Below are 13,681 nucleotides of genomic sequence, written 5' to 3' on the forward strand. Positions count from 1 at the left end.
GCATGAGCACACCGCCGAACGCCCCGACCCTCACCACCGCGGCCCCCGGCACCCCGGCCACGGCCGGCCCGGCCGACCCGAGGACCGTGGACCCGGCCGACCCGGGCACCGTGGACCCGGCCGACCCGGGCACCGTGGACCCGGCCGACCCGGGCACCGTGGACCCGGCCGACCCGGGCACCGTGGACCTGGGCGACCCGGGCACCTTCGCCGGCCACGGCCACGGCCTCGACGGCTTCTGGCGCACCCTGCGGGACACCGCGCCGCTGCACTGGAACCCGCCGACGGCCGGCCGCCCCGGGTTCTGGGTGCTCTCCCGCCACGAGGACGTCATGGCCGTCTACCGGGACAACGTGAACTTCACCTCCCAGCGCGGCAACGTGCTCGTCACCCTCCTGGAGGGCGGCGACGCCGGGGCCGGCCGGATGCTCGCCGTCACCGACGGCCCCCGGCACCTGGAGCTGCGCAAGATCCTCCAGCGCGTGCTCTCGCCGCGGGTGCTCGACGAGGTCGCGCGGGCCGTCCGGCTCAACACCCGGCAGTGGATCCGCGAGGCGGTCGAGGTCGGCAGCTGCGACTTCGCGGAGCGGATCGCCGCCCGGATCCCGATGACCACGATCTCCAACCTGCTCGGCGTGCCCGAGCAGGACCGCGACTACCTGCTCTCCCTCACCAAGGCCGCGCTCTCCGCGGACCACGAGGACGTCGACGAGGTCGACTCCGAGATGGCCCGCAACGAGATCCTGATGTACTTCATGGACCTCGTCGAGGAGCGCCGCGAGTCGCCCGGCGAGGACGTGATCAGCATGCTGATCGGCAGCTCGATCGACGGAGTGCCGCTGTCCGACGAGGACGTGGTGCTCAACTGCTACAGCCTGATCATCGGCGGCGACGAGACCAGCCGGCTGACGATGATCGACTGCGTCCGCATGCTCGCGGCCCGGCCCGAGCAGTGGCGGCGGCTCAAGCGGGGCGAGGTCGCGATCGAGACCGCCGTGGACGAGGTGCTGCGCTGGGCGTCGCCCACCATGCACTTCGGGCGGAGCGTCGAACGGGAGACCGAACTGCACGGCGTACGGCTGCGGCCGGGCGAGATCGTCACGCTCTGGCACGCCTCCGCCAACCGCGACGAACGGGTCTTCGAACGCCCCGGGGACTTCGACCTCGGCCGCACCCCCAACAAGCACCTGGCCTTCGGCTACGGCCCGCACTTCTGCGTGGGCTCGTACCTGGCCAAGGTGGAGATCGCCGAACTGCTGCAGGCCCTGCGGGACTTCACCCTCGGGTTCGAGCAGACCGCCGAGCCGCTGCCGATCCGGTCCAACTTCCTGACCGGGTTCTCCACCATGCCGGTGCGCTTCACACCTGATCACTCCGGACTGGAGAAGTGCGGATGAACATCTACCTGTCGGGCCAAGGGGCGTTCGCGGTACAGGTCGCGGAGGCCCTCCTGGACCAGGGGCACAAGATCGTCGGCGCGGCCGCACCCCGGCTGCGCAAGGGCAAGTCCGACGAGGGCGACGCGATGTCCTGGGACCGGCTGCGCGCCTGGGCGTTCCCCCGGGACATCCCCTGGACGGACTCGGCCGAACTGCGCGCCCAGCACGTCCCGGACGGCGTCGACGTCATCATCGCCGCCCACTCGCACGCCTTCCTCGGCCGCCGCACCCGCGCCCGGGCCGGCGTCGCGACCATCGGCTACCACCCCAGCCTGCTGCCGCTGCACCGCGGCCGGGACGCCATCCGGTGGACCATCCGCGACGGCGACAAGGTGACGGGCGGCAGCGTCTACCACCTCACCGAGCGCACCGACGGCGGCCCCATCGCCGCCCAGGAGCACCTGTTCGTGCCCCCGGGCTCGACCGCCCAGAGCCTGTGGCGCGACCACCTGGCCCCGCTCGGCGTGCGACTGCTGCTGAAGGTGGTCGCCGACCTCGCCGCCGACCGGCGCATCGAGGTGCCCCAGGACGAGAAACTGGCGACCTGGGAGCCCGCGATGGACACCCAGCCGCTGTTCAAGCCCGAGCTGATCGCCCTCCCCGGCACCGTGCCGGTCGACGGCAGCGCACGGGCGCTCCACGAGCGGTGAGGGGCGGGCGGCGGGGCGGTTGAATTGCCGCGAGCAACTCGTGGGTGCCTCCGGGGAATTCGGCTCCCGGGGGCACCTTCGCGGTTTACCGGGGCCCGAGTTGGCCCCTCCGGAATGCATTCTCCGGACAACTTCGGCATGAATCGGCGAGGTTATTCGACCTGACGGCCGGCCAGCCGAGGCGACCTCTCCCCACCCTGCGACGCAAACACGACCTTCCGGACATGGGGAACCGCTCGCCCCTCCCATGCGTCACGCACCCGGAACCCGGGGCCGGAACGCCTCCGACCGGGGCCACCGTTCGAACCTCGCCGCCAAACACCGAGTGACCAGCGGTGATGACGCCGAGGATGCCCGATGGCCCGAGGGGCCGAGTGGCGAGCCGACGCCATGCGTCACCGTTCACCACCGCCGGAGCGGTCCCGGACCAGGTCCACACCCGACCCCCCTCCCGTGATGTGCGTCACCTCGACTCGGACGGTTCATCCGATTTCACCCGAGCTGTCCCAGCCCGGCGCGCCGACACCAGGGGGGCTTTTCTCATGCATTTCTGATGAGCCATTGACACGACTTTCAGGTTTCCATAAGGATCCGCTCGAACTTCGCCCACATATCGGAAGTCGGAGCTTACGCACAGTGAGAACAGCAGCAAGACGGTCGGGCAGCCTGCTCGCCGCGGCACTCGCCGCGGTCGCGCTGGCCGCGACCGCGGTGGTGCCGGCCGCCGCCGCCGGCGGGGGGACACCTCCGCCCGGTACGACGAGCACCCAGGACACCCAGGACACCGCCGAGACCCTGGCCGTCCACGAGGCCGCCCGCACCGGCAAGCCGGTCGAGGTCCTCGCCAAGCGCAGCGAGACCAGCGACACCGTCGCCCAGCCCGACGGCAAGCTGAAGACCACCACCTACGTCCAGCCCAAGCGGGTGCGCAAGAACGGCGCCTGGGTGGAGCTCGACCCCACGCTGCAGTCCCTGCCCGGCGGCGCGATCGCCCCCAAGGGCTCCACCGCCGACCTGCGGTTCTCCGGCGGCGGCAGCGCGCCCCTGGTCACGATGGCCCGGGCCGGCAAGGAGCTGAAGCTCAGCTGGCCCAAGCCGCTGCCCAAGCCGACCGTCAACGGCGCCACCGCCGAGTACGCGTCGATCCTGCCGGACGTGGACCTGCGGCTGTCCGCCACCAAGACCGGGTTCACCCAGGTCATCGTCGTGCACACGGCCGAGGCCGCCAAGAACCCCGAGCTCGACCAGCTCCGACTCGGACTCCAGGGCCACGGCCTGACGTTCAGTCAGGAATCGGACGGCACCCTCAAGGCGAAGGACCCCTCCGGCGGCGGCACCGTCTTCGAGGCACCCGTCCCCGTCATGTGGGACTCCTCCAAGCCCGCCACCGTCACACCCGACGCCCCGGCCGCTCCGACGAACGCCCCGGCCGTTGCCGCGCCGAAGGCCTTCAAGGCCGCCCCGCAGGCGGCTCCGCAGGCCGAGGCCCCCGCAGCGCCCGCGCAGAACGCGCCCGCCGCCGGCCAGAACGACCCGGCTGTCGCCGGCTACGGCGATCTGCCCGGCGAGGGCGCCAAGATGACCCGCCTGAAGGTCGACCTGCCCAAGGACGGCCTGGTGCTGTCCCCCGACCAGGGCATGCTGGACGCCCCGGACACCGTCTACCCGGTGATGATCGACCCGGCGTGGAACACCCCGCACGCCGGCGACTGGGCGGGCGTCTCCCGCACCTACCCGAACCAGGCGTACTGGCACTTCACCTACAACAGCACCTACGTCCACGACTGGGGCGTCGGCTACTGCGGCGACACCTCGCGCTGCGCGCCGACCGACGTCAAGCGGGCCTTCTTCCAGATGCCCAACCCCTTCGTCGGCAAGCAGGTCCTCTCCGCCACCTTCGGCACCTACGAGAGCTGGTCGTACTCCTGCGACGCCCGCCCCGTCGAGCTCTGGAGCACGGGCTACATCTCCCCCGGCCTGAACTGGAACGCCCAGAACGCCTCCGGCTTCTGGAGCCGCTACCTGCAGACCATCAACACCGCCAAGGGCTGGAGCGGCAACTGCCCCGGCGGCTGGCTGGAGTACGGCGAGACCGGCGCGGTCAGGAACCTCGTCCAGGACGCCGCCAACTGGGGCTGGCCCACCATCACCTTCGGGCTGAAGGCGCAGAACGAGGGCGACACCCTCGCCTGGAAGCGCTTCACCGACGACGCCTACCTCTCGGTGTACTACAACCTGCGCCCCAACCAGATCCCGATGTCCGACATGACGATGTCGCCCGGCTCGGTCTGCCAGTACCCGGGCATCAAGATCAACAAGATGCCGCAGGTCACCACCCGGGCCACCGACCCGGACGGCGAGGCCATCGGCGTGCAGTTCGCGGTCGGCTGGGACGACGGCACGGGCCTGCGCCGGCGCTGGTGGTCCACCGGCTCCGAGGACGCCGCACCCGCGGGCAACACCTTCAAGGCCTCCGGCTCGATCTTCTCCTGGCCGCTGCCCACCAACCTGCCGCAGAACCTCCAGCTCGACTGGGAGGCCCGCGCCTGGGACGGCGCCCAGTGGGGCCCGTGGTCCTCCGACGGTGACCCGACCGGCTGCTACTTCATCGTCGACACCTCCGCCCCGGACGGCCCGGCGATCACCTCGGACGCCTACCCCGGCTCCAAGGACGCCACCGCGGCACTCCCGTGGACCGACGGCGTCGGCCGGAACGGCAACTTCACCCTGAAGTCGGCCGCCACCGACGTGGTCAAGTACCAGTGGGGCCTGGACACCTCGCCGTCCGCGGCCAACGAGGTCGCCACCAGCGGCGGCGCCGGACAGACGATCCGCATCCAGCCGCAGACCGCCGGCGTGCACTTCGTCTCCGCCCGGGCCGTCGACGGCGCGGGCAACGCCTCACAGCCCGAGACGTACTACTTCAACGTGCTCTCCGGCCAGACCCAGCGCACCGGCTGGTCGATGGACGACCCGAGCGGCACCAGCGTCGCCGGCACCGGCGGCAGCATCGAGGCCACCCTCGGCTCCGGCGCCACCCCGGGGGCCCCCGGCCACCTCAAGGAGGCTCTCGCCCTCGACGGCACCCCCAACGGCTACGCCGAGACCCAGGGCACGGCGCTGAACACCACCCGCGGCTTCGCCGTCTCCGCCTGGGTCAACCTCACCGACAACACCCGCAACCGGGTCGCGGTCAGTGAGAACGGCAGCTCCGCGGCCCGCTTCGCCCTCGGCCTGTTCGGCGGCAAGTGGACCATGTGGACCTCCAGCCAGGACAACCCCACCAACTACGCCCTCGAAGCGGCGAGTTCCGACGCCCCCGTGGTGCTCGGCCAGTGGACCCACCTGGTCGGCGCCTACGACCCAGCCACGAAGACCAGCACCCTCTACGTCAACGGCGTGCCCGGCACCCCGGTGACCGTCGCCGCCAACTGGGACGTCCACGGCGCACTGGAGTTCGGCCGCTCCAAGTACTTCGGCAACTGGACCGACCCGTGGAAGGGCTCGGTCGACGAGGTCCGGCTCTGGGACCGCCCCCTGAGCAAGGCCGAGGCCGCCGACGTCGCCGCCGACAAGCAGCTCGCCACCGGCCTGCCCGCCAGGTCCGTCTGGCACCTGGACGGCAGCGACGCCAAGCCGGTCGGCACCGCCGAGACGGACAACCTGACCGCCTACAACGGCGTCGCCCTCGGCAAGCCGGGCATCGCCGACAAGGCGATCCACCTGGACGGCGCCGACGACTACCTGCGCGGCACCCGTCCGCAGGTCGACGGCAGCCGGGACTTCTCGGTCTCCGCGTGGGTGAAGCTGCCCGCACCGACGCCGGGCGACACCACCCCGAAGATGGCGGTCACCCAGATCGGCCAGCACAACAACGAGTTCTCGCTGTACTACTCGCCCTACTGGGGCCGCTGGATCTTCGGCCGGTACAAGGAGGACAGCTCCGCCGACACCCTGGTGCGCACCTGGCAGGACGCCTGCACCGCGGGCAGCCAGATCAACGGCGTGCCCTGCTTCACCGGCACCACCGGTGAGTGGACCCACCTGCTGGGCGTCTCCGACACCGCCGCGAAGAAGCTGCGCTTCTACATCAACGGCTTCCTCGTCGGCCAGTCCGACTACACCCAGAACGCGCCGTGGGCCAACCCCGGCCCCATCCAGATCGGCGCCGTCAACCGCGAGGGCGTCAACGGCGAGTTCTTCGGCGGCGACATCGACGACGTGCGCCTCTACGACCGCGTCGTCACCGGCCCCGAGGCCGGCGCGATGGTCCAGCAGCGCCCGCAGCTGGCCGGCCGCTGGAAGCTCAACGCGGCCACCGGCACCCCCGCCGTCACCCCCGACGAGGGCCCGGCCAAGGCCGGCGCCCAGCTCGGCGGCGGCGCCTCGATCAAGACCGACGGCGGCCTGTTCCCGACCACCGGCACCCTCCAGCTGGACGGCTCCACCGGCTACGCCGCCACCGGCTCCGTCCCGCTGCACACCGGACAGAGCTTCACCCTGGCCGGCTGGGCCAACACCGCCGGCGTGCCCACCCGGAAGATGACGGCGCTCTCGGTGGCCGGCGCCAACAACAGCGCCGTCACGGTGCGCTGGGTGCCCCTGGGCAACGACAGCAACGGACAGCCGTACGGCCAGTGGGAAGCCGAGGTCAGCGACACCGACGCCAACACCGGTGCCAAGCGCACCAGGACGGCGCACACCTCGGCCGTCTCCGTCATGGAGAACTGGACGCACCTGGCGGTCAGCTACGACGCCTTCGCGGACCGGCTCGCCCTGTACGTCAACGGCCAGGTCGAGAACCAGGGTTGCGCGGACGGATCGACCGGCTGCACCCCGCACATCTCCTGGACCGGCGCCCCCCAGCCCTTCGAGGCGGGCGGCGGCCTCCAGTTCGGCCGGAACAAGGATTCCGGCGCCTGGGGCGAGTACTTCTCCGGTGAGCTGGACGACGTCTGGCTCTACCAGGGCGTACTGAGCCCCGCGCAGATCACCAAGCTCGCCGACTACAACGCCGAGCTGGGCACCTCCACCGGGGTCTGATCCCCCTTCTCTCCGCGGGCCGGGCGGCTTTCTGCCGCCCGGCCCGCGGTCTGCCCCATCCCATTCCCTTTCGAGGAGTTGTTCCCCCCATGAGCAGGAAGAGGTCGGTGCTTCGGCTGCCGGCCCGGTCCAGGCTGTCCGCGGTCATCGCGGGCACGCTGGTCGGGTCACTGCTGCCGACACTGCCGCTGGCCACCGTCGCGGCGGCCGCCGAACCGTACACCAAGCCCTCGGCGGTCTCACCCGAGAAGCCCGTCAAGGGCTCCGACGCCAAGGTCAAGGACCGCAAGCCCGACACCACCGTCAGCAGGACCGACGGCAAGCACGGCGCCCTGCCCGGCGCGGGCAGCGCCACCCTCGACGTCCCCGCCGAGAAGGGCAAGGCCGTCAAGGCCGGCAAACTGCCCGTCGCCCTCTCCTCCGCCGGCTCGGCGGGCAAGGCCAAGGTCGAGCTGCTCGGCCAGGACGCCGCCGCCAAGGCCGGCGTCAACGGCCTGCTGCTGACCGTCACCGGCGCCGACGAGAACGCCGGCCTGGCCGTCGACTACTCGTCCTTCGCCCAGGCCGCCGGCTCCGGCTTCGGCTCCCGCCTCAAGCTGGTCCGCCTGCCCGAGTGCGCGCTCACCACCCCGGACCTGCCCGAATGCCGGGTGCAGACCCCGCTGCCCGGCGGCAACGACGTCGCCAAGCAGACCGTCGCCGCGGACACCCTGACCACCGCCCCGGCCGGCTCCATGCGCCTGTCCTCCGCCCCCGGCGCCATGGTGCTGGCGGCCACGGCCGGCACGGCCGGGCCGAGCGGCGACTACAAGTCGACCCCCCTGTCCAGCGCGTCCACCTGGTCGACGGCGCTGAACAGCGGCGCGTTCGCCTGGTCGTACGACATGCCGCTGACGGCGATGCCCGGCGGGCTGACCCCGAAGGTCGCGCTGTCCTACAACTCCGGTGCGATCGACGGCCGGACGGCCAACAGCAACAACCAGGGCTCCTGGGTCGGCGACGGCTTCGACCTGTCCCCCGGCTTCGTCGAGCGCAGCTACAAGGCCTGCGCCGACGACGGCGCGCCCAAGACCGGGAAGTCCAGCCCCGGCGACCTGTGCTGGGGCACGGACAACGCGACGATCAGCTTCGCCGGGCACTCCGGTGAGCTGATCCCGGTCTCCGGCGACGAGTGGCGCATCAAGCACGACGACGCGACGAGGATCGTGCGCGTCCGCGACACCGCCCGGGGCAACGGCGACAACGACGGCGAGTACTTCCGCGCCACCACGCCCGACGGCACCACCTACTACTTCGGCTACAACCGCCTGCCCAACTGGAGCGCCGGCAAGCCGGAGACCAAGTCCGTCTACACGGTTCCGGTCTACGGCAACAACGCCGGAGAGCCGTGCAACGGCGCCGACTTCGCGTCCTCCTGGTGCCAGCAGGGCTGGCGCTGGAACCTCGACCTGGTGGTCGACGCCCACGGCAACGACATCACCTACTGGTACACGCCCGAGACCAACAACTACGGCCGCAACCTCAAGGCCACCGACCGCACGCCGTACGTGCGCGGCGGGCGCCTGGACCACATCGAGTACGGCCAGCAGCAGCGCGACCTCTACTCCGCCACCGTCAAGCCGATGGGCCGGGTCGAGTTCGGCACCGCCGAACGCTGCCTGGAGGGCAACGCCGCACTCTGCGACCCGGCGAAGATCGACGCCAACCGGCAGTACTGGTACGACACTCCGTGGGACCAGAACTGCAAGGACGGCACCGACTGCACCGGCCAGTACTCCCCCACCTACTTCACCCGCACCCGCCTCACCCAGGTCGTCGCCAAGACCCTCCAGGCCGACGGTAGTTACGCCGCCATCGACACCTGGGACCTGACCCACAAGTGGGGCACCGCCGACTTCGACTACCAGCTGCTGCTGGACTCGATCAAGCACACCGGCTCCTCCGCCACCCCGTCCGTCTCGCTGCCGAAGACGACCCTCGCCTACAAGCAGTTGGCGAACCGGCTCGACAAGGTCGGCGACGGCCGCATGCCGTTCATCAAGCAGCGGCTCGGCACCGTCACCGACGAGTTCGGCGGGCAGCTGGACGTCAACTACTCGGCGCCGGCCTGTGACTGGAACGCGCTGCCGACCCCGCAGTCCAACACCACCCGCTGCTTCCCGCAGATGTACCAGCCCTCCGAGGAGAGCCCGGTCACCACGGAGTGGTTCAACAAGTACGTCGTCGACTCGGTCATCGCCACCGACCGCACCGGCGGCGCCCCCGACATGGTCACCCACTACACCTACCTCGGCGACGCCGCCTGGCACTTCGACGACGAGGACGGCCTGACCAAGGACAAGCTCAAGACCTGGTCCCAGTGGCGCGGCTACGCCCGCACCCGGGTGGAGACCGGCGGCGTCGCCGCCATGTCCACCCAGGCCGACCACTACTACCTGCGCGGCATGGACGGCGACCGCTCCGACCCCGCCGACAAGACCAAGAAGCGCTCCGTCACCGTCGACGACGGCCAGGGCACCGTCCTGACCGACGACAACGCCTGGGCCGGCTACGAGTACCGCACCGAGGAGTACGACAAGCCCGGCGGCGCGGTCCTGGAGAAGACCGTCAACACCCCCTGGAAGCAGGAGACCGCCAAGCGCGTCCGCGACTGGGGCACCACCACCGCCAACATCACCGCCACCGCCGTCGCCCGCGAGTTCACCTCGCTCGACAAGGGCGCCGGCACCGCCTGGCGGGAGACCCGCACCAACACCACCCGTGACGGCTACGGCCGCTCCACGCTGGTGGAGGACCTGGGCGACACGGCGGTCACGGGCGACGAGAAGTGCACCCGCACCAGCTACGCCGACAACACCACGGCCTGGCTGCTGTCCAGCATCATGCGGGTCGAGACCGTGGCCGCCGGCTGCGGAACCGACGTCGACCGGCAGACCCGGGCCGACGGCACCTCCGCCGTCCTGTCCGACAAGCGGGTGCGCTACGACGGTCAGGCGTACGGTGCCGCCCCCACCAAGGGTGACGTCACGCTCGCCCAGACGATCAAGTCGCAGACCGGCAACAGCGCGACCTACCTGGACAACGCGTTCACCTACGACGTCTACGGGCGCACCCTGACCTCCACCACCCTGGCCTCCACCACCGTGGTCGACACCACCGGCGCCACCGGGCCGGTCACGTCGGCCTCGCCCGAGGCCCGAACCACCAGCACGGCCTACACCCCGGCCACCGGCCGGCCCACCAAGTCCGTGGTCACCGCCCCGCCCGCCAAGGTCGGGGACGCCACCACCGCCCAGGTCGCCACCACCGAGTACGAGCCGCTGCGCGGTCTGACGGCGGACACCATCGACGCCAACACCCGCCGCACCGACATCCAGTACGACGCACTCGGCCGCACCCTCAAGGTCTGGCAGCCCAACCGCTCGAAGGGCACCGGGCAGACCCCCAACCACGAGTTCGAGTACGCCGTCACGGACGGCAAGATCATCGCGATCTCCGCCAAGACGCTGAACAGCGACGGAACCCAGCAGACCGGGTACACGCTCTACGACGGCTTCGCCCGCGTGCGGCAGACCCAGGACCCCGCGGACAACGGCGGCCGCGTCCTGACCGACACCTTCTACGACGACCGCGGCCAGCCCGCCCTCGCCTACGCCCCCTACTACGCCACCGGCGCGCCCTCGACGACGCTGCGCAACGTCGACGACACCACCGGGGTGGAGAGCCAGACCGTCACCGGCTACGACGGCCTCGGGCGGGTCGTCAGCAGCACGGCCCTCGCGGGCAACGGTGTCGGCACCCCGCTCTCCAGCACGCTCACCGAGTACGGCGGCGACCGGATCACCATCACCCCGCCCACCGGCGGCACCCCGACCACCGCGATCACCGACGCGGCCGGCCGCACCACCGAGCTGCGCCAGTACAAGTCGGCGACCCCGACCGGCGCCTACGACACGACCAGCTACGGCTACGACCCCGCGGGCAACCTCACCAGACTGACCGACCCGTCCGGAACCGCCTGGACCTGGCTCTACGACCAGCTCGGCCGGCAGACCAAGGCCGTCGACCCGGACAGCGGCACCACCGTCAAGACGTACGGCAGCCGCGGCGAGCTGACCAGCACCACCGACGGCCGCGGCAAGACCATCGCCAGCGTCTACGACAACCTCGGCCGCCTCACCGAGACCCACGAGGGCTCGGCCACCGGTCCGCTGCTGACCTCCCAGGCCTGGGACCCGGCCGGCAACAAGGGCGTGCTGTCCTCCAGCACCCGCTACAGCACCGTCGGCGGCACCACCTACCAGTACAAGACCGCCTACTCGCTCTTCGACGCCCTCGGCCGGTCCACCCGGACCACCACCACCATCCCGTCCGTCCCCGGTCAGGAGGCCCTCGCCGGCAGCTACGTCAGCGGGAGCATCTACCGCCTCGACGGCCTGCCGCAGAGCCTGACCTACCCGGCCGCCGGCAACCTGCCCGCGGAGTCCGTCGCGTTCACCTACGACGCGCTGCGCCGGCAGACCGGCGTCGAAGGCATCGGCAAGTACCTCACCAACCAGACCTTCAGCCTCACCGGCAAGCCGCTGCAGTCCACGCTCAGCAACGGCACCACCGGCAAGGAGCTGTACGTCACCAACGCCTACGAGTGGGGCACCCAGCGCCTCGTCTCCAGCCGCACCGACCAGTACGGCATCACCGGGGCCGTTCGTGCCGCCGCCTACACCTACGACCAGGCCGGCAACGTCACCTCCGTCACCGACACCTCGCGCTCCGGCACCGACCGGCAGTGCTTCCGCTACGACTACCTGGCCCGCCTCACCGAGGCGTTCACGCCCAACACCGGCAGCTGCACGGCTCCCAGCGGCACCCAGCTCGGCGGCCCGGCCCCGTACTGGACCAGCTGGACCTACAACACCAACGGAACCCGGGCCACCGAGACCCGGCACGACACCACCGGCAACACCGCCCAGGACGCCACCACCACCTACACCTACCCCGCCCCCACCGCCGCCCGCCCGCACGCCCTGGCCGGCACCAGCACCGTCACCGGCGCCAACGGCACGCCCGTACCGGAGAGCTACGACTACGACAGCGCGGGCAACACCTCGGGCCGGCACCTCAAGCCGGCCGGCAACCAGACCAGTGACCAGGCCCTGACCTGGGACGTGGAGGGCCGGCTCAGCCAGGTCGTCGACACCGTCAAGACCACGGCCGCCTCCACCACGACCGCCACCCGGAGCACCGACTACCTCTACGACGCCGGCGGCAACCGCCTGCTCGGCCACACCCTCGACACCGCCAACCCCGCCGCCGAGAACTGGACCCTGTACCTCGGCGGCACCGAGCTCAACCTCGTCAAGGGCGCGGCGAAGCCCACCGCCACCCGCTACTACGCGCTGGGCGGCGCCACGGCGGTCCGCACCGACGACAACCGGGTGACCTTCCAGGTCGCCGACCACCACGGCACCGCCGAGGTCGGCGTCGACGCCACCACCGGCGCCGTCGCCCAGCGCCGCACCAACCCCTTCGGCGGCATCCGCGGCACCGCGCCGTCCACCTGGGCCGGCACCCGGGGCTTCCTCGGCGGCACCAGCGACACCACCGGGCTCACCCACCTCGGCGCCCGCGAGTACGACCCGGCCACCGGACGGTTCATCAGCGTCGACCCGGTGATCACCACGGCGGACCCGCAGTCGCTGGCGGCGTACACCTACGGCGACAACAACCCGCTGACCCTCAGCGACCCGACCGGGCGCAACATCCTCGAGGAGCTGTTCAACTCCATCACGGCGCTCCTGAAGGCCATCAGGGCCACCAAGAAGGAACTCGGGATCAAGCACCCGATGGACCGGACGACCAGGCACGACGACGCTCAGCGCGTCGCCGCCGGAGAGATCAAGAACCAGGCCTCGAAGATGGGGGCGAACAAGTTCGAGGTCCGGCAGAACGTCACGGTCGCCGGGGCCAGCAAGAAGTGCCTGTACGACCCCTCGCTGACGAGCTGCAACGACGGCAACGCCGACATCGTCGGCTACGACCCCAAGAGCGACGTCTACTACGTGTGGGAGGTCAAGTCCGCCGGCGAGGCGTCCAAGGCCGTTCCGGAGGCCGAGTGGTACGTGAAGAAGATGCAGGCGGAGGGCAAGAAGGCGGTCCTCGGGTGGACCATCGGCGGTCCGTACGACGTGCCCAACGGCGACAAGGTCGTCGGCCCGGCCGAGGGCTCGGTGATCTACGGGAAGGAAGACAACAAGAAGATGCAGAAGCACCTTCCCGCTGGCGGCACATCGCAGCAGTCGCAGGCCGCACGGGTTCCCACCGCCAACCCCGGGCCGGCGCCCGGCAAGTACCCGGGCACCGCGCACCAGCCCGGCCTGGGAACCACCCCGCTGGCCGACACCGGCATCAGCCTCGCACCGGTGCTGATCCCGGCCGGGATCCTCGTCATCGCGGGAGTCGTGGTCGCCGCCCCGGCGGAGGCCGCGGCCGCGGCGGGAACGGCGACGACGGTGGCCGTCACGCAAGCGATGTTCGACCTGGCAGCATGAC

Annotated in this window: 4 protein-coding genes; all 4 read left to right on the plus strand. The window is 71.2% G+C overall.

The features are described 5' to 3' along the window. Nucleotides 1-2 precede the first annotated feature (2 nt). The gene (locus ACWD4P_RS08245; RefSeq protein WP_449778998.1) at nt 3-1,397 is read left to right on the plus strand and encodes a cytochrome P450; all 1,395 of its coding nucleotides are present in this window, start codon (nt 3-5) and stop codon (nt 1,395-1,397) included. Then, entirely contained in the window at nt 1,394-2,089 is a 696-nt protein-coding gene (locus tag ACWD4P_RS08250; RefSeq protein WP_359817703.1) for a formyltransferase family protein, read from the plus strand. Before ACWD4P_RS08245 ends, ACWD4P_RS08250 begins: the two co-directional genes overlap by 4 nt. Before the next feature lie 636 nt (nt 2,090-2,725). Further along, complete coding sequence (locus ACWD4P_RS08255) at nt 2,726-7,132, plus strand: LamG-like jellyroll fold domain-containing protein (RefSeq protein ID WP_449778999.1); 4,407 nt, start codon at nt 2,726-2,728, stop codon at nt 7,130-7,132. A gap of 89 nt (nt 7,133-7,221) precedes the next feature. Continuing rightward, the gene (locus tag ACWD4P_RS08260; RefSeq protein ID WP_449779000.1) at nt 7,222-13,680 is read left to right on the plus strand and encodes an RHS repeat domain-containing protein; all 6,459 of its coding nucleotides are present in this window, start codon (nt 7,222-7,224) and stop codon (nt 13,678-13,680) included. The last annotated feature ends 1 nt before the right edge of the window (nt 13,681 follow it).

It is taken from the genome of Kitasatospora sp. NPDC002543 (assembly GCF_053594915.1).